18 protein-coding genes are annotated in these 17,406 nt (G+C 57.7%); 12 read left to right on the forward strand and 6 right to left on the reverse strand.

Annotated features, from left to right (window positions below):
• Positions 1 to 83: 83 nt before the first annotated feature.
• A complete protein-coding gene (gene dksA / locus NL64_RS27730) occupies positions 84 to 524 on the reverse strand; it encodes an RNA polymerase-binding protein DksA (protein WP_034151259.1) in 441 nt (146 codons plus the stop codon).
• Between the two features lie 334 nt (positions 525 to 858).
• Between dksA and NL64_RS27735 the strand changes: the two genes are divergently transcribed.
• Positions 859 to 2,031 carry a pyridoxal phosphate-dependent aminotransferase gene (locus tag NL64_RS27735; protein ID WP_034151260.1) on the forward strand — a complete coding sequence of 391 codons (1,173 nt, stop codon included), beginning with the start codon at positions 859 to 861 and terminating at the stop codon, positions 2,029 to 2,031.
• Positions 2,031 to 2,744 carry a DNA/RNA nuclease SfsA gene (sfsA, locus tag NL64_RS27740; protein ID WP_034151261.1) on the forward strand — a complete coding sequence of 238 codons (714 nt, stop codon included), beginning with the start codon at positions 2,031 to 2,033 and terminating at the stop codon, positions 2,742 to 2,744. The genes NL64_RS27735 and sfsA overlap by 1 nt, the downstream gene beginning before the upstream one ends.
• On the opposite strand, the gene NL64_RS27745 is transcribed toward sfsA, so the two are convergent.
• Positions 2,741 to 3,058: a Rieske (2Fe-2S) protein gene (locus NL64_RS27745; protein WP_034151262.1), complete on the reverse strand. Its 318-nt coding sequence runs from the start codon at positions 3,056 to 3,058 to the stop codon at positions 2,741 to 2,743. The genes sfsA and NL64_RS27745 overlap by 4 nt on opposite strands.
• Before the next feature lie 163 nt (positions 3,059 to 3,221).
• Between NL64_RS27745 and NL64_RS27750 the strand changes: the two genes are divergently transcribed.
• Positions 3,222 to 4,094: a heme/hemin ABC transporter substrate-binding protein gene (locus NL64_RS27750; RefSeq protein WP_034151263.1), complete on the forward strand. Its 873-nt coding sequence runs from the start codon at positions 3,222 to 3,224 to the stop codon at positions 4,092 to 4,094.
• A gap of 322 nt (positions 4,095 to 4,416) precedes the next feature.
• Here NL64_RS27750 and NL64_RS27755 read toward each other — a convergent pair whose 3' ends face one another.
• The 3 genes from NL64_RS27755 to NL64_RS27765 form a co-directional block, all read right to left on the reverse strand.
• Positions 4,417 to 4,689 (reverse strand): TfoX/Sxy family protein, encoded by a 273-nt coding sequence (locus tag NL64_RS27755; protein WP_007971093.1) that lies wholly within the window; start codon positions 4,687 to 4,689, stop codon positions 4,417 to 4,419.
• A 242-nt stretch (positions 4,690 to 4,931) separates the two neighbouring features.
• Entirely contained in the window at positions 4,932 to 5,276 is a 345-nt protein-coding gene (locus NL64_RS27760; RefSeq protein ID WP_034151264.1) for a pentapeptide repeat-containing protein, read from the reverse strand.
• 90 nt (positions 5,277 to 5,366) lie between these two features.
• On the reverse strand, positions 5,367 to 6,923 hold the full coding sequence (locus NL64_RS27765; protein WP_034151265.1) for an AAA family ATPase: 1,557 nt from the start codon (positions 6,921 to 6,923) through the stop codon (positions 5,367 to 5,369).
• Between the two features lie 115 nt (positions 6,924 to 7,038).
• Here NL64_RS27765 and mrcB point away from each other — a divergent pair, with 115 nt between their 5' ends.
• From mrcB to NL64_RS27780, 3 genes are read left to right on the forward strand one after another with little or no spacing between them, the layout of a single operon-like run.
• Positions 7,039 to 9,363, forward strand: coding sequence for a penicillin-binding protein 1B (gene mrcB, locus NL64_RS27770; RefSeq protein WP_034151266.1), 2,325 nt, complete (start codon positions 7,039 to 7,041; stop codon positions 9,361 to 9,363).
• Between the two features lie 16 nt (positions 9,364 to 9,379).
• The gene (locus tag NL64_RS27775) at positions 9,380 to 10,114 is read left to right on the forward strand and encodes a tetratricopeptide repeat protein (protein ID WP_034151267.1); all 735 of its coding nucleotides are present in this window, start codon (positions 9,380 to 9,382) and stop codon (positions 10,112 to 10,114) included.
• Entirely contained in the window at positions 10,114 to 10,449 is a 336-nt protein-coding gene (locus NL64_RS27780) for a YqcC family protein (protein ID WP_034151268.1), read from the forward strand. The genes NL64_RS27775 and NL64_RS27780 overlap by 1 nt, the downstream gene beginning before the upstream one ends.
• 72 nt (positions 10,450 to 10,521) lie before the next feature.
• On the opposite strand, the gene NL64_RS27785 is transcribed toward NL64_RS27780, so the two are convergent.
• Positions 10,522 to 10,941, reverse strand: a complete 420-nt coding sequence (locus tag NL64_RS27785) for a DUF4124 domain-containing protein (protein WP_034151269.1) — start codon at positions 10,939 to 10,941, stop codon at positions 10,522 to 10,524.
• A gap of 399 nt (positions 10,942 to 11,340) precedes the next feature.
• On the opposite strand from NL64_RS27785, the gene NL64_RS27790 reads away from it, so the two are divergent.
• From NL64_RS27790 to msrQ, 6 genes are all read left to right on the forward strand, one after another.
• Positions 11,341 to 13,065: an acetolactate synthase 3 large subunit gene (locus NL64_RS27790; RefSeq protein ID WP_034151273.1), complete on the forward strand. Its 1,725-nt coding sequence runs from the start codon at positions 11,341 to 11,343 to the stop codon at positions 13,063 to 13,065.
• 2 nt (positions 13,066 to 13,067) lie between these two features.
• On the forward strand, positions 13,068 to 13,559 hold the full coding sequence (ilvN, locus tag NL64_RS27795; protein ID WP_003176102.1) for an acetolactate synthase small subunit: 492 nt from the start codon (positions 13,068 to 13,070) through the stop codon (positions 13,557 to 13,559).
• 45 nt (positions 13,560 to 13,604) lie between these two features.
• Entirely contained in the window at positions 13,605 to 14,621 is a 1,017-nt protein-coding gene (ilvC, locus tag NL64_RS27800) for a ketol-acid reductoisomerase (RefSeq protein ID WP_007909969.1), read from the forward strand.
• A gap of 144 nt (positions 14,622 to 14,765) precedes the next feature.
• Entirely contained in the window at positions 14,766 to 15,623 is an 858-nt protein-coding gene (gene pssA, locus NL64_RS27805) for a CDP-diacylglycerol--serine O-phosphatidyltransferase (RefSeq protein ID WP_034151270.1), read from the forward strand.
• 63 nt (positions 15,624 to 15,686) lie between these two features.
• Positions 15,687 to 16,700: a protein-methionine-sulfoxide reductase catalytic subunit MsrP gene (gene msrP, locus NL64_RS27810; protein ID WP_034151271.1), complete on the forward strand. Its 1,014-nt coding sequence runs from the start codon at positions 15,687 to 15,689 to the stop codon at positions 16,698 to 16,700.
• Positions 16,700 to 17,320 carry a protein-methionine-sulfoxide reductase heme-binding subunit MsrQ gene (gene msrQ / locus NL64_RS27815; RefSeq protein ID WP_034151272.1) on the forward strand — a complete coding sequence of 207 codons (621 nt, stop codon included), beginning with the start codon at positions 16,700 to 16,702 and terminating at the stop codon, positions 17,318 to 17,320. The genes msrP and msrQ overlap by 1 nt, the downstream gene beginning before the upstream one ends.
• Positions 17,321 to 17,406: the final 86 nt, after the last annotated feature.

Below are 17,406 nucleotides of genomic sequence, written 5' to 3' on the forward strand. Positions count from 1 at the left end.
AGCAAGCCGGCTCCTACAAATATCATGAATGTCAGAAACAAAAACGGAGCGTTCGCACGCTCCGTTCTTCGTTCAAGTCGCAGTTACTTGCCGACTTGCTTTTCCTTGATTTCCGCCAGGGTCTTGCAGTCGACGCACATGTCGGCGGTAGGACGGGCTTCCAGTCGCTTGACGCCAATCTCGACGCCGCAGGACTCGCACCAACCGTATTCTTCGTCTTCGATCAATTGCAGCGTCTTGTCGATCTTCTTGATCAACTTGCGCTCACGATCGCGGGCACGCAGTTCGAGGGCGAACTCTTCTTCCTGGCTGGCACGGTCTGCCGGGTCCGGGAAGTTGGCTGCTTCGTCCTTCATGTGATCAACCGTGCGGTCGACTTCCTGCATCAAGTCCTGTTTCCACTTGTTCAGGACCTTGGTGAAGTGCGCGCGCATGGGCTTGCCCATATATTCCTCGCCCTTCACTTCTTTGTAGGGTTCGAAGCCGCTAATTGTCGGCTGTTGCTGCTTTGCTTGGGTGGACATGAAATAGACCGCCTCTACTCTTGTAATCCATCTGCGCAGGATTGCTCCATCACCGACACCTGCCGGCCCTGCGGCTGCAAGCGGGCGAACTTACCAGATCAAATCAGACCGCGCTACTCCCGGATGTCGAGGTCGCGGCCTGGGGCGCTTGCAAATAATGGCAAAGCGCTGTCTGGTGGCTCTGGAGACCTGATCAATTATTGATTTTAGTCAAACCTTGGGCGCTCGCTTGAGTCGTTTTGGGTCTGGGTTATACGGCTCTGACCGCTTTAGGTTCTCGCTCGTTCCTGCGCTTGGGTAGAATCGATTCTTTTCCCCGTTGAAGGAAGGCCAAATGGCTCAGTCCTACAGTGCTCGCAGTCGTGCGATCGAACCTTTCCATGTCATGGCGTTGCTGGCGCGTGCCAATGAATTGCAAGCGGCCGGTCACGACGTGATTCACCTGGAAATCGGCGAGCCGGATTTCACCACGGCCGAGCCGATCATTCGCGCCGGCCAGGCCGCACTGACAGCGGGGAAGACCCGTTACACTGCCGCGCGCGGCATTCCCGAGTTGCGTGAAGCGATTTCGGGCTTTTATCAGCAGCGTTATGGCTTGAGCATCGATCCGCGACGCATCCTTATCACCCCAGGCGGCTCCGGCGCACTGCTGCTGGCCAGCGCCTTGCTGGTGGACCCAGGCAAACATTGGCTGTTGGCGGACCCGGGATACCCTTGCAACCGGCATTTCCTGCGACTGGTCGAGGGCGCCGCGCAGTTGGTGCCGGTAGGCCCGGACGTGCGTTATCAACTGACACCGGATCTGGTCGCGCGTTACTGGGATCACGACAGCGTTGGTGCACTGGTGGCATCTCCGGCCAACCCGACCGGGACGATCCTGACCCGTGACGAATTGGCCGGGCTGTCCACTGCGATCAAGGAGCGCCACGGTCATCTGGTGGTGGATGAGATCTACCACGGCCTGACGTACGGCACTGATGCCGCCAGCGTTCTGGAAGTCGACGACAGCGCCTTTGTGCTTAATAGTTTTTCGAAGTATTTCGGCATGACCGGTTGGCGGCTTGGCTGGCTGGTAGCGCCGGATGCTGCGGTGGGCGAATTGGAAAAGCTCGCGCAAAACCTCTACATCAGCGCGCCAAGCATGGCCCAGCATGCGGCGCTGGCCTGCTTCGAGCCTGCGACCATTGCGATTCTGGAAGAACGCCGTGCTGAGTTTGGTCGCCGTCGTGATTTCCTGCTGCCAGCGCTGCGAGAGCTCGGCTTCGGTATCGCCGTTGAACCGGAAGGCGCGTTTTACTTGTACGCCGATATCAGCAAGTTCGGCGGTGATGCCTTCGCGTTCTGTCGCCATTTCCTTGAAACCGAACATGTGGCATTTACCCCGGGGCTGGACTTCGGACGCTATCAGGCCGGGCATCATGTGCGTTTTGCCTACACCCAAAGCCTTGAACGCCTGGAAGAGGCGGTGGAACGAATCGCCCGGGGTTTGCGGAGCTGGCAAGGCTGATGCGTTTTCATCCTCCACTCGAAGAAGGTCGGCTGATTCGCCGTTACAAGCGGTTTCTCGCCGATATCGAAACCGTTAACGGCGAGTTGCTGACCATTCATTGCCCCAACACCGGCTCGATGCTCAATTGTCAGGTCGAAGGCGGGCATGTCTGGTTCAGTCGTTCCAACGATCCCAAGCGCAAATTGCCCGGCACGTGGGAAATCGGCGAAACCCCACACGGGCGCCGGTTTTGCGTGAATACGGGCCGCGCCAACGGGTTGATTGAAGAAGCGCTGCGTGCCGGCGTCATCACTGAGTTGAACGGCTTTACCGAACTCAAACGCGAAGTGGCCTACGGCAAGGAAAGCAGCCGCATCGATTTTCGCCTCGATTACCCCGGCGGGCCGGCTTATGTGGAAGTCAAAAGCGTCACGTTGGGCTTTGAAGGCTCAGCGGTCGCTGCATTCCCCGATGCGGTGACGCAGCGCGGAGCCAAGCATTTGCGTGAACTGGCCCATTTGGCCCGGGACGGGATTCGTGCGGTGCAGTTGTATTGCGTGAACCTGACCGGGATCGACGCTGTGCGTCCTGCACGAGAAATCGATTCGGCCTACGCCGCAGCTTTGCGGGAGGCGGTGGCCTGTGGGGTCGAAGTCCTGGCTTACGGCGTGACCTTGACCCACGAGGAAATTGTGGTCGATCGGCGCCTGCAGGTTTTGCTCGGCGCTTAAAGGCTGACCCAGATCCCTTGTGTGTCTTCGCGACTGTCCACGCGGGTCAGCGATTGCCCCGCGCACGGGCCGGCCACGCATTCGCCGTCCTCAATCAGAAACAGTGCGCCATGGGTGGCGCACTGGATCAGGCTGTTGCTGGGGTCCAGGAACTGGTCAGGGGTCCATTCCAGCCCGACGCCGCGGTGCGGGCAGCGGTTGATATAGACATAGACCTGGCCATCCCGGCGCACGGCAAAGAGCTTTTGGCCGTCGATGTCGAACCCGCGGCTGCTGCCATCGACCAGCGCTTGGCCTGGGCAAAGAAACTTCATGTCTGTCCTCAAATCTCGAAGTGCGTCGTAGGAAATGTCTCTACTTGACGCTTAAATGCAAACAATTATCAAATGGCCTTCCACCCAACGGGTGCTTGCTGGATGCCGAGGATACTGGGCCTATCAGCCAGACGCCCGGGTAAATCGTTCAAGGAAGCTGTTTATGCGCCTGAGTGCTCGTGTCGCTGCGATCTGTACCGGACTCCTCGTCAGTCATTATGCCGCTGCGGCCGAGTTGCCCCAGCGTTGGGTAAGCGCCGGCGGTGCGCTTTCGGAGTGGGTTGTTGCGCTCGGCGGTGAGTCGAAACTGGTCGGAGTCGATACCACCAGTCAACATCCGGCCTCCCTCAAGGCATTGCCGAGTATCGGTTATCAGCGGCAACTGTCGGCAGAAGGCGTATTGAGTTTGCGCCCGCAAATTCTCGTCGGCACCGAAGAGATGGGGCCGCCGCCGGTGCTGTCGCAACTTCGCAGTGCAGGCGTGCAGGTTGAACTGTTCTCGGCCCAGCCGGACCTGCCGACGTTGCAAGGTAACCTGCAACATCTGGGCAAGCTGCTTGGTGCCGAAGATCGGGCAGCGCAGTTGCTGGGCGCTTACACACAGGAACTCGAACAGCAAAAGATCCGAGTGACTCGGGCGCAATTAACGCAACCGTCCCCGGGCGTGCTGTTGCTGCTCGGACATGCCGGCGGCAAGCCGCTGATCGCTGGCAAGGGCACCGCTGCTGATTGGTTACTGCAGCGGGCTGGTGGTCACAATCTGGCGACCCATACCGGGTATAAACCGTTTTCGAATGAATCCTTGGTAACCCTGGATCCTGCTGTGCTGGTATTTGCCGATCGTGCGCTGACCGGGGATGCAGCGCGTGAGGCCTTGTTCAAGGAAAACCCGATTCTGGCCTCTACTCGCGCTGCCAGGGACGGGCGGGTGATCGAGCTGGATCCGACCCTGCTGGTGGGTGGATTGGGTCCGAGGTTGCCGGAAAGCTTGAACAAACTGACTTTGGGCTTCTTTCCCGACATGACGGGTCAGTAAGCATCCGTCCGCTTGGCGCCAAAAGGGGCGGGGCGGACGACTTTTCTTCAGGCAAAAAAAGACCCGGCAAGAGCCGGGTCAAATAACCGTGATTAGCCTGATGAGGAGATAATCTGAGAGTCCGAACCAAGGGCTTTTCAGAAAATCGACCAGTCTCGCGACCAGTTGTGATAATCATATCGATTCTCATTACCAAGTCAACCGCTGATTTTCCGTTTAATCGATTTGTGTCGCTCGTTTTCTGTAAGTATCTGAAATCGTTGAGTTCAGGTCTGTCGTTTTCAGTGCCGTTCAAATGAATGCTTGGCAAGCAGTCCTCATTTTAATTCTTGTGACGTGAAGAAATAGCTTCCAGCTGTTTGTTCAGAGCCTCTTTGCGCTCGGCGGGAATGTCGTTCCAGTGCACGTCCATCAGTGCACCTTCGATCGCATACAACAACACCTTGGACGCCCGGAATCCGCGCGTGCGCACGGCCCGATAAGCGTCCACCGCCCCCAGGCGACGCAAGTCCGAGGCGCTGTGAATGCCCACGGCATGCAGCCACTGCGCCGACGTCTTGCCAAGATTTTTCAGGTGTTGCAGTTCATCATTCATCAAGCCTCCTTGCGATGGCCGAATGGTGCGTGGGCAAGCTTCTGAGGAGTGTAGCCATCAGCAGGAAAAGCGTGTTTCTTTGGTCGTTTTCGACGCAAAAGCTTCTAAGCGGGGGACCATGTCAGAACGCTAAAAGCCGCGAAAGCGGTGGAAGGTTGGGCAATGCGGCAGGAATGATGGCCAAGTCTATCCGGTGTCCAGCGCAAAGCGGGGGCGCTGGACTTGTCAGTTTGCGCTGTCGATCAACGAGTGCGATAACGCAGGCGCGTACCGAAATTCATCGACATCAGAATTTCGTCGGCACTCAGCTCCACTGGAAAGTAGGCGCCGGAAATCTGCGCGTGGGCCAGGCTCGCGCCTTCAAGCGAAGCGTTGCGAAAGTCGATGCCGCGCAAATCCGCAGATCGGAAATAGGCGTCGGTAAAGTCGATACCGTGCGCGTTCAACTCGCGCAGGTCCAGACCCCGGAAATCACCACCGACCATGTCGATAGGCCCGTCCTTTGGACGCTCGTTGTTGAAGCCTGTGATGTCGTCTTTGTGCAGCAAGGCATAAAGCGGGGTGTCGAGAAGTTTCGGCTGGCTCATGTCACATCACCTGTTGGTTTTATGACGCCAGTATAGTGCCACTATTTGGCAGCCGTGAAGCCAGCAACGGCTTCACGGTTGAAATACTTCCTACAGCCCTGGCAGGCGCTGGCGAATCTGTTCCACAACGGTGTCCAGTGTCCCGCTTTCATTGGTCTGCACACGTTTGCTGCAGAGGATTTCTGCTGGCGTCAGTGCTTCACGACTGGCTTGCTGGGCCTCGATAACCGCCAGTGTGGCGTCGGATGGATCCTGTTTTTCCGCTTGGCGCACAGCCAGCCAGCTCTCGATCACGGCTTGCGGTGCGTTGCAGTCGAGGATCAGGAACGGGGCGCCGGTGGCCTCTGCTACCTTCGCGGCGCTGTCGCGCTGGTCACGTTTGAGGTAAGTGGCGTCGATCACTACCGGGAAACCCGCGTGCAGGATATCGGCGGCTATTTCGTGCAGTCGCTTGTAAGTCGCGGCGCTGGCGTCCGCACTATAAATGCCGGCCTGCAAGTCGTTCGCCACGGTTTGCTCGCCGAACAGGCGTTTGCGTTCTACATCGGAACGCAGGCGAATTGCGCCCAGCGCTTCTACCAGGCGCATCGCCACGTGGCTTTTGCCAACAGCGGAAACGCCGTGGGTAATAGCCATGAAGCGCGAAGGAATGGTGCTGTAACTTTCCGCCAGGTTGGCGTACGTGCGGTACTGGCGCAGGGTGGTCGCGCGCTGCACCGGGGTGGCGTCGGCCGGCATGCTGAACAGGCTGACCTTGGCGCGAACCAGGGCGCGGTAGGCTTTATAGAAGTTCAGCAGTTCCAGACCCTGGTAATCGCCGGTCAGCTCCAGGTATTGGCTGATGAAGCGGCGCGCCAGGCATTTCAGGCCACGATCTTCAAGGTCCATCGCCAGGAAAGCGGTGTCGGCGTACACATCAGTGAAGCGGAACGGTTCGTTGAATTCGATGCAGTCGAAGATCACGATATTGCCGTCGATTACCGTAACGTTACCCAAATGGATGTCACCGTGGCACTCGCGGATGAAACCCTCGGCCTTGCGTTGTACGAACAATGGTTTGAGGCGATCAAAGCTGCTTTCCGCCCAGGCTTGCAGAGCCTCGAGTTGTTGCAGATCAGCCTTGTCGCTGAGGAACGGGCGGATCTGGTCGAAGTTCTGCCGCACCGGCGCCATGACGTTTTCCGGCGTGCCGGCTTCATGTTCGGCGGGGACTGTTGGCGTGCTCAGGTGGAACCGGGCGATTTGTGCCGCCATCGCGTCGATGTGCGCGGTGGTCAGTTCGCCTTTGGCTTGCAAGCTGTTGAGCAAGCCAGTTTGCGGGAACTGGCGCATTTTCAGCACATATTCAATGGCCGGGCCTTCGCCGCCCAGTTGTGGTGCTTCAATGCTGCCAGTGACCGGCAACACTTCCAGATACAAGTCGTCTGTCAGGCGCTGGTTCAGGCGCAGCTCTTCGCCACAGAAATGCTCGCGAGCCTCAAGGCTGGTGAAGTCGAGGAAGCCGAAGTTCACCGGCTTCTTCACTTTATAAGCATAGGAGCCAGTCAGCAGCACCCACGAAATATGGGTCTCGATGACCTGGAACCCGTCTACCGGGTGTGGGTAAAGGGCCGGATTTTGCAGGGCGGCGATCAGGGACTGGCTCACAGGAGATCCTTCGGAGACTGGAAAAATTCAGGTCGTCATTATGGCCGCTCGCCAGCTCAACGCAAACTCGGCGGGCTCCTGTTGAGTATGAATAAAGTGCGTATAATCCGCCGCCATGACTCGTACTCGAACTCCCCGCACCCCCAAAAAACCACCCTCCAAGGGCTTGAACCCTTGGCTGGGCTGGGCCCTGAAACTCAGCCTGGTCGGCCTTGTGGTGCTGGCCGGATTTGCGGTTTACCTCGATGCCATCGTGCAAGAGAAGTTTTCCGGCAAGCGCTGGACGATTCCGGCCAAGGTATACGCGCGTCCGCTTGAGCTGTTCGTCGGACAAAAACTCAGCAAGAACGATTTTCTGACCGAGCTTGATGCCTTGGGCTACCGCCGCGAAAGCGTGAGCAATGGACCTGGCGCGGCGACTGTCAACGGCAATACTGTCGACTTGAATACCCGTGGCTTCCAGTTCTACGAAGGTATGGAGCAGGCACAGCCCGTGCGTGTGCGTTTCTCCGGCGATTATGTCGCCGAACTCTCGGCGACGAACGGTTCGAAGCTGTCCGTGGTTCGCCTGGAACCGCTGTTGATCGGCGGGATTTATCCGAAGAACCTCGAAGACCGCATCCTGATCAAAATCGATCAGGTCCCGCCGTATTTGCTGGAAACTCTGGTCGCCGTGGAGGATCGGGATTTCTATAGCCACTGGGGCGTGTCGCCCAAGTCGATTGCGCGGGCTGTCTACGTCAACACCTCTGGCGGCAAGATGACCCAGGGCGGCAGTACGCTGACGCAACAACTGGTCAAGAATTTCTACCTGACCAGCGAACGCAGCCTGAGCCGTAAGCTCACTGAAGCCATGATGGCGATGTTGCTTGAGTTGCATTACGACAAACGAGAAATTCTTGAGGCTTACCTCAATGAAGTGTTCGTCGGTCAGGATGGTCAGCGGGCAGTGCATGGTTTCGGTCTGGCCAGCCAGTTCTTCTTCGGGCAGCCATTGTCCGAACTGAAGCTGCATCAAGTCGCGATGTTGGTGGGCATGGTCAAGGGCCCGTCTTATTACAACCCGCGTCGCAATCCTGAGCGGGCGCTCGAGCGACGTAATCTGGTGCTCGATGTGCTTGAGCAACAAGGCGTTGCCACCGCCGAGCAGGTCGCTGCCGCGAAGAAAATGCCCTTGGGAGTAACAACGCGAGGCAAATTGGCAGACAGCTCATTCCCGGGCTTCCTTGATCTGGTGAAGCGTCAGCTGCGCGAAGACTACCGCGACGAAGACTTGACCGAAGAAGGTCTGCGCATCTTCACCAGCTTCGACCCGATCCTGCAAATGAAAGCCGAAGCGTCGGTCAACGACACCTTCAAACGCCTGTCCGGGCGCAAGGGTTCCGATGACGTCGAAGCGGCCATGGTCGTGACCAACCCGGAAACCGGTGAGGTCCAGGCCATGATCGGCAGTCGCCAAGCCAGTTTCGCCGGCTTCAACCGTGCGCTGGATGCTGTACGACCGATCGGCTCGTTGATCAAACCGGCGGTTTATCTGACGGCACTCGAGAAGCCGAGCCAGTACACATTGACCAGTTGGTTGTCGGACGAATCCTTCTCGGTCAAAGGTGCGGACGGTCAGGTCTGGAAGCCGCAGAACTATGATCGCCGCTCCCACGGTACGGTTTTCCTTTATCAAGGGCTGGCGCATTCCTACAACCTGTCGACCGCGCGTCTCGGGTTGGCGGTGGGTGTGCCGAATGTGCTCAAGACGCTCGGGCGTTTGGGCGTGAGCCGCGAATTCCCGGCGTTCCCGTCGATGCTGCTGGGTGCGGGCGGCATGACGCCGATTGAAGTGGCGACCATGTACCAGACACTCGCCAACGGGGGTTTCAACACGCCGATGCGCGGGATTCGTAGCGTACTGACCGCCGAAGGTGAGCCGCTCAAACGTTATCCGTTCCAGATTCAGCAGCGTTTCGATCCGGCGTCCATTTACCTGATCCAGAGCGCCATGCAGCGGGTCATGCGTGAAGGTACCGGCAGCTCGGTTTACAACGTGTTACCAAAAACCTTGACCCTGGCGGGCAAGACCGGCACCAGTAACGATTCGCGAGACAGTTGGTTCGCTGGTTTCAGCCAGGACTTGCTGGCAGTGGTGTGGTTGGGCCGTGATGACAACGGCAAGACACCGTTCACCGGCGCTACCGGTGCGCTGCAGGTCTGGACCAGTTTCATGCGCAAGGCCGACCCGCTGCCGCTGGACATGCCGCAACCGGACAACGTCGTTCAGGCCTGGGTCGATTCGCGCACCGGGCAAGGCTCTGATGCCAACTGCCCAGGCGCCGTGCAGATGCCGTATATTCGCGGCAGCGAACCGCCTCCCGGCGCCGCCTGCGCTGGCGAAAGCCCTGTTTCCGGCGAAACGGTGATGGATTGGGTCAAAGGCTGGATGAATTAAGCAAAGAGGGTTTCAAGTGAATAAGTGGTTGATTCCAGCAGTTACCGCCGTGGCTCTGCTCAGCGGTTGCTCCACCGTGCAGCGCGGCTCGATTCCGGTCCAGGACTCCGGCACGGCCGTCTCCAACAGTGAGCGGGTCTCGGCGAATGGCGGTTTCCGTCAGACGACGGTCAAGCGTCCAGCGCAAGCCCAGGTTCAGGAAATTCCGCAAGGCGATACCGGTGTTGTGGTGATGGTGCCGGGCGGTGGCGCCACGACGTCGACGCCGATCAGCACTACGCCTATTACCCCAGGTCCGATTACGCCGGGGCCGATTGATACTTCGCCGGTTCAGTCTGCACCGATGAATCAGGGCAGCTACAGCATGCCTTCGACGCCGAGCGGGATTCCTTCGGCCAGCTCCGGCGGCCTGTCCGCCGACGAGCAACTGGACGGTCCGGTTCTCGCCCTGTTAACCACGGCGCAGCAACAACAGTCCAGCGGCGACCTCAACGGCGCCTCTTCAAGCCTCGAACGCGCTCAGCGTGTCGCCCCGCGTGAGCCGCAAGTGCTTTATCGCCTGGCGCAAGTACGCATGGCTCAAGGTGATGCACCGCAGGCCGAGCAATTCGCTCGTCGCGGTCTGACTCTCGCTAACGGCCGTCCGGCGCTTCAGGCCAGTCTGTGGGAATTGATCGCTCAGGCGCGTGAGAAGCAGGGTGACTCGGCTGGCGCAGCACAGGCTCGTCAGAAGGCCAAGGTAACGTCGTGATGGACCCACGTTTTTCGAAAATTGCCGATCAACTGCTGTTGATTGAGCGTGAGCTGCGGATTCAGGGCTGGTGGGACGAAGTCGCGCCATCGGCTGAAGCGCTTTCCAGCGTTGAGCCGTTTTCGGTCGATACGCTGGATTTCGAGCAGTGGCTGCAATGGATCTTCCTGCCGCGCATGAAAGCGATCCTGGAGCAGGATCTGCCCTTGCCGAATGCATCGGGGATTCAGGAGATGGCCGAAATGGTCTTCGCCGGGCGCAATGTCCAGGGCAAAGATCGGCAGTTGCAAGTGTTGCTCAAAGAGTTCGACCTGCTGATCACCGCCTCCCGCTGACCCGATCCTCTGTAGGAGCAGCCTCGTTTCACGAGACAGCTCCTACAGGTTCCTACCGCCTCCTGCCCGGCATTACTGGCAGTTATCCGCGATCTGTTTCTGTGTTTCGCCGATACGCTCCTGCCGCTGAGCGTCGTCCAGGCGCCGCAATTCTCCGTCCACTTCCTCCCTTAGCCGCGGATTGTTCTGCAGTTGCGCGAGGTTCCTCCGCGCCTGTTCACAAAACGTCTTCAGTTGCGCCTGTTGCTCCGCAATTTGGTTTTTGACGTCTTTATCAATAGCCTTTTGATCGCCAATCGCTCCGGTGCGTGTGGGGGAGGCAGTCTTGCCGGAAGGCGAAGAGGGCTTCACCACGTCGGCTTGCTGGCCCGGAGGCGGTTGCGCATCAAAGTGGGTCACACCTTGGGCGTCGACCCATGTGTAAATCTGACCGGCCATACACAAGGGGCTCAGGCCAGCCAGCAGGCCGGCGGTCAGGAAAAACGTTCGCATGCCATTTCCTTGTCTCGGGTTGCGCAATTGAAGCTAACACACATGCAGTTTCGCGGTTTTTTCTTGCTTTCTCATGTGCTTAGTTCAATAAACCACATAGACGACTTGACTTGCAGGGGACGAAACAGAAGAATCCAAAGTCCGCTGTACAGGGACTGCCAGAAGCAGACCCTCTCAGCAGATCATGAGGCGCACACCCGCGCCGACCTGTTACACCCGCAACGCGTTACCTCGCGCTGGGTGGGAAAAGCCCGCAACACTTGGGACGATCCCAATACTTGCTCAGTCAGTGCTGACGTAGTCGGCGACCACCGTCGCTCATGCTCTGCAGAGAAGTAAACCTATTAAGACCCGTCCCATTTTCGTGGGCGGTATTCTGGCGTTTTAGAGGTGAGCAACGTGGAGCTTTTATCTGGCGGTGAGATGCTCGTCCGCTTTTTGCGTGACGAAGGCGTCAAATATATCTACGGGTACCCGGGTGGTGCTCTTCTTCATGTTTACGATGCCCTGTTCAAAGAACCGGAAGTGACCCACATCCTGGTTCGTCACGAGCAAGCGGCTACCCATATGGCTGACGGCTACGCCCGTGCCACCGGTAAAGCCGGCGTGGTACTGGTGACTTCCGGTCCGGGCGCAACAAACGCCATCACCGGTATCGCTACGGCGTACATGGACTCCATTCCGATGGTGGTCATTTCCGGCCAGGTGCCTAGCACCATGGTAGGTACCGACGCCTTCCAGGAAACCGACATGATCGGTATCTCCCGGCCGATCGTGAAACACAGCTTCATGATCAAGCACGCGTCGGAAATCCCGGAAGTCATGAAGAAAGCCTTCTACCTGGCGCAATCCGGTCGTCCTGGTCCAGTCGTTGTCGATATCCCGAAAGACATGACCAACCCGGCCGAGAAATTCGAATACGTCTTCCCGAAAAAAGCCAAGTTACGCTCCTACAGCCCGGCTGTTCGCGGTCACTCCGGGCAAATCCGCAAGGCGGCAGAAATGCTCCTGGCGGCCAAACGCCCAGTGCTGTACTCGGGTGGCGGCGTGATTCTCGGCAACGGCTCCGCGCCGCTGACCGAACTGGCGAAAATGCTCAACCTGCCCGTGACCAATACGTTGATGGGCCTGGGTGGTTTCCCTGGCACCGATCGTCAGTTCATCGGCATGCTCGGTATGCACGGCAGCTACACCGCCAACCTCGCGATGCACCATGCTGACGTGATCCTCGCAGTCGGGGCGCGCTTCGACGATCGCGTGATCAATGGCGCGTCTAAGTTCTGCCCGAACGCCAAGATCATTCACATCGACATCGACCCTGCTTCGATCTCCAAGACCATCAAGGCCGATGTGCCTATCGTTGGCCCGGTCGAGAGTGTCCTGACCGAAATGGTCGCGATCCTCAAGGAAATCGGCGAGACCCCGAACAAGGAGTCCGTAGCCAGCTGGTGGAAGCAAGTCGATGAGTGGCGCGGTGATCGCGGCCTGTTCCCTTATGACAAGGGCGACGGCAGCGTTATCAAGCCGCAGGCCGTGATCGAAACCCTGTGCGAAGTGACCAAGGGCGATGCCTTTGTCGCCTCCGACGTGGGTCAGCATCAGATGTTCGCGGCGCAGTACTACAAGTTCAACAAGCCGAACCGCTGGATCAACTCCGGTGGTCTGGGCACCATGGGCTTCGGTTTCCCGGCGGCCATGGGCATCAAGCTGAGCTTTCCGGATGATGACGTCGCTTGCGTAACGGGCGAGGGCAGTATCCAGATGAACATTCAGGAACTGTCGACCTGCCTGCAATACGGTTTGCCGGTAAAAATCGTCATCCTGAACAACGGTGTACTGGGCATGGTTCGTCAGTGGCAGGACATGAGCTACGGCAGCCGCCACTCTCATTCCTACATGGAATCGCTGCCTGATTTCGTCAAGCTGGCAGAGGCTTATGGTCACGTTGGCGTGCGCATCACCGATTCGAAAGATTTGAAATCGAAGATGGAAGAAGCGTTTGCCATGAAAGATCGCCTGGTGGTCATCGATATATCGGTCGACACCAGCGAGCACGTCTACCCGATGCAGATCAAAGACGGCTCCATGCGCGATATGTGGCTGAGCAAGACGGAGCGTACTTAATCATGCGGCACATTATTTCCTTGCTTCTGGAAAACGAACCCGGCGCTTTGTCTCGCGTAGTCGGCCTGTTCTCGCAGCGCAACTACAACATCGAAAGCCTGACTGTGGCGCCGACTGAAGACCCGACTCTGTCGCGTCTGACGCTGACCACCGTCGGCCACGATGAGGTCATTGAGCAGATCACCAAGAACCTCAACAAACTGATCGAAGTAGTCAAACTAGTCGACCTGTCGGAAAGTGCTCACATCGAGCGCGAGCTGATGCTGGTCAAGGTCAAGGCTACCGGTGCCCAGCGCGCCGAGATCAAGCGCACCACCGATATTTATCGTGGACAGATCGTCGATGTCAGTGCCAGCGTGTATACCGTTCAATTGACCGGTACCAGCGACAAGCTCGACAGCTTCATTCAGTCCATTGGCACCGCTTCGATTCTGGAGACCGTCCGCAGTGGCGTCACCGGTATTGCCCGCGGCGACAAAGTACTCAGCATCTAAACCAAATTAGCGAATGGCCTGAACGGCCGGATATAGGGGAAATTCATGAAAGTTTTCTACGATAAAGACTGCGACCTGTCGATCATCCAGGGCAAGAAAGTTGCCATTATTGGTTACGGTTCCCAAGGCCACGCTCAAGCGTGCAACCTGAAAGACTCCGGCGTTGACGTTACCGTTGGCCTGCGTAAAGGTTCGGCTACCGTTGCCAAGGCTGAAGCCCACGGCCTGAAAGTGACTGACGTTGCTTCCGCTGTTGCAGCTGCCGACCTGGTCATGATCCTGACCCCGGACGAATTCCAGTCTTCCCTGTACAAGAACGAAATCGAGCCGAACATCAAGAAGGGCGCCACCCTGGCCTTCTCCCATGGTTTCGCGATCCACTACAACCAGGTTGTGCCGCGCGCTGACCTCGACGTGATCATGATCGCGCCGAAGGCTCCGGGCCACACCGTACGTTCCGAGTTCGTGAAAGGCGGCGGTATCCCTGACCTGATCGCGATCTACCAGGACGCTTCGGGCAACGCCAAAAACGTTGCACTGTCCTACGCTGCTGGCGTTGGTGGCGGTCGTACCGGCATCATCGAAACCACCTTCAAGGACGAAACCGAAACCGACCTGTTCGGCGAACAAGCCGTTCTGTGTGGCGGTACCGTTGAACTGGTCAAAGCCGGTTTCGAAACCCTGGTTGAAGCTGGTTACGCGCCGGAAATGGCCTACTTCGAATGCCTGCACGAACTGAAGCTGATCGTTGACCTCATGTACGAAGGCGGTATCGCCAACATGAACTACTCGATCTCCAACAACGCTGAGTACGGCGAGTACGTGACCGGCCCGGAAGTCATCAACGCCGAATCCCGTCAGGCTATGCGCAACGCCCTGAAACGTATTCAGGACGGCGAATACGCCAAGATGTTCATCAGCGAAGGCGCTACCGGCTATCCTTCGATGACCGCCAAGCGTCGTAACAACGCTGCTCACGGTATCGAAGTCATCGGCGAGCAACTGCGCTCCATGATGCCGTGGATCGGTGCCAACAAGATCGTCGACAAAGCCAAAAACTAAGTCACGACCTTGTACGAAAAACGCGGCTTAGGCCGCGTTTTTTCGTTTGGGAGGCCGGTTCTGGTATAAAGCTGCATCGTTTGCGGCCGAACCGTCGTCCCAGACACCTGTCGAAACTTTCCACCCCGTTGCAAGGTATTGTCCATGAGCGAACGTCCCGAAGAGCCAAACCAGGCCTCTGACGCCGAAAGCCTGCTGCCCATCGATGAACATGTCGAAGAAGGGCATGACGCTGAAGGCCGTAAAGTCCGGCATCGTGGCATCTATCTTCTGCCGAATCTGTTCACCACTGCGAACCTGTTCGCAGGGTTTTATTCCATTATTAACTCCATGAGTGCACAGGCTGCCCTGAGCGCTGGTGACTCGGTCAACGCCAGCAAGTATTTTGCTTTCGCCGCCATCGCAATTTTTGTGGCCATGGTGCTCGACGGCCTCGACGGTCGCGTCGCCCGCATGACCAATACCCAGAGCGCCTTCGGTGCCGAGTACGACTCGCTGTCGGACATGGTTGCCTTCGGCGTCGCGCCGGCATTGCTGGCGTTCGGTTGGGCCTTGGGCGACATGGGCAAGGTTGGCTGGATGGTCGCCTTCATTTATGTAGCTGGCGCGGCGTTGCGCCTGGCGCGCTTCAATACCCAGGTCGGCACTGCCGATAAACGCTTCTTCATTGGTCTGGCCAGTCCGGCTGCGGCGGGTGTAGTGGCGGGGATTGTCTGGGCGTTCAGCGATTACGGTATCCAGGGCTCCAAGATGTCCTTCCTGGTAGCGCTCATGGTCGCTGCGGCAGGCATGCTGATGGTCAGTAATATCAAGTACAACAGCTTCAAGGAGCTGGACTTGAAAGGGCGGGTGCCTTTTGTGGCGATCCTCGCCGTGGTGCTTGTGTTCGCGGTCGTGTTCAGCGATCCGCCACGTATTCTGCTGCTGGTGTTCCTCGCCTACGCAGCGTCTGGGCCGGTGCAATACTTGTTACATCTCCGTCGGCGCAAAAGCGCCGAGTGATGTAATTTCCCTCATACTCCGCAGTCTGTTGGTGCATCTGTTCTCCAATACTGCGGAGTAGCCATGCTGATCAAAGTCCCCAAAGCGTCCGATTGCCATGAATCGGACGTCACGCCTGAATCCCTTTATCTTTCTCGACGCAATGTATTGGGTGCTGCTGTTGCCGGTTTAGCCATAAGTGGGTTGCCGCGATGGGCCAGCGCGGAGGATACGGCGCGTTATGCAGACGTGGAGCCTGGGAGGGCACCTCCATGGTTCAGCGAAAAGCTTCCTTCTACCAAGTGGGGGGCGGTCAACGTCAAGGACGAGGCGATCACACCTTTCAAGGATGCGACTCACTACAACAACTTCTACGAATTCGGCCCCGACAAAGGCGACCCTGCCGCCAACGCCGGTACGCTGAAGACTGCGCCATGGACCGTGGTCGTGGATGGCGAAGTGGGCAAGCCGGGAAGGTATGCCCTGGAAGACTTCATGAAGCCTTATCAGTTGGAGGAGCGCATCTATCGACTTCGCTGTGTAGAGGCCTGGTCGATGGTCATCCCGTGGATAGGTTTTCCGCTTTCGGCATTACTCGCGCAGGTCCAGCCAACCTCTAAAGCCAAATTCATTCGCTTCGAAACCTTGCAAGACCCCAAGAGCATGTCAGGGCAACAATCCGGTTTCGCCTTGATCGACTGGCCTTATGTAGAAGGGCTGCGTTTGGATGAAGCGATGAATCCGCTGGCGATTCTGGCTGTGGGAATGTACGGGCGTGAGTTGCCTAACCAGAATGGCGCACCGCTGCGTTTGGTGGTGCCGTGGAAGTACGGCTTTAAAAGCGTTAAGTCCATCGTGCGGATCAGTCTGGTCAGCGAGCAACCAAAAACCACCTGGCAAAGTATCGCCTCGGATGAATATGGGTTTTACGCGAACGTGAATCCTGCGGTTGACCATCCGCGTTGGACTCAGGCTCGTGAGCGGCGTCTGCCGAGTGGCCTGTTCAAGCCGAATGTGCGTGAAACGCAAATGTTCAACGGCTACGCGGATGAAGTCGCCTCTCTATATACCGGGCTCGATTTGCGGAAGAACTACTGATGCGATATCCGCTTTGGCGTGTTGGTGTTTTCGTTACTGTATCGGTTTGGCCACTGCTTTGGTTGTATCAGGCTTGGGGCGATGCGCTAGGGCCTGATCCGGGAAAGGTATTGGTTGATCGGCTGGGGCTCGGGACGCTTGTTCTTCTTCTCATTACGTTAAGCATGACGCCGCTGCAGAAACTTACCGGTTGGACAGGGTGGATCGCAGTTCGCCGGCAACTGGGCTTGTGGTGTTTTGCTTATGTCGTGCTGCACTTGAGCGCTTATTTGGTATTCATCCTTGGGTTTGACTGGTCGCAGTTGGGTGTCGAGTTGCGCAAGCGTCCTTACATCATTGTCGGTGTGTTGGGTTTTCTGTGTTTGCTGGCCTTGGCGGTCACGTCCAACCGTTATAGCCAAAGGCTGTTGGGCGCCCGTTGGAAGAAGTTGCATCGTCTGGTTTATGTGGTTCTCGGACTCGGATTGCTGCATATGCTGTGGATCGTGCGCGCCGATCTTAAGGAGTGGGCGATCTATGCAGCTATAGGGGCGTTGCTGCTACTGCTGCGGCTGCCGCCGTTAGCACGGCGAATTCCGCGTTTAATGGCTAAAAAGGGCTCTTCTGCCAAAAAGGCGTAAATAGTGGTTGACGGCAGATCTCACGTGCCTATAATTCGCCCCACTTCCGGCGCAGTCGAAACGGAAAACTCCTTGGTAAACAACGA

The sequence above is a fragment of the Pseudomonas fluorescens genome, from assembly GCF_000802965.1.
GTDB lineage: Bacteria > Pseudomonadota > Gammaproteobacteria > Pseudomonadales > Pseudomonadaceae > Aquipseudomonas > Aquipseudomonas fluorescens_A.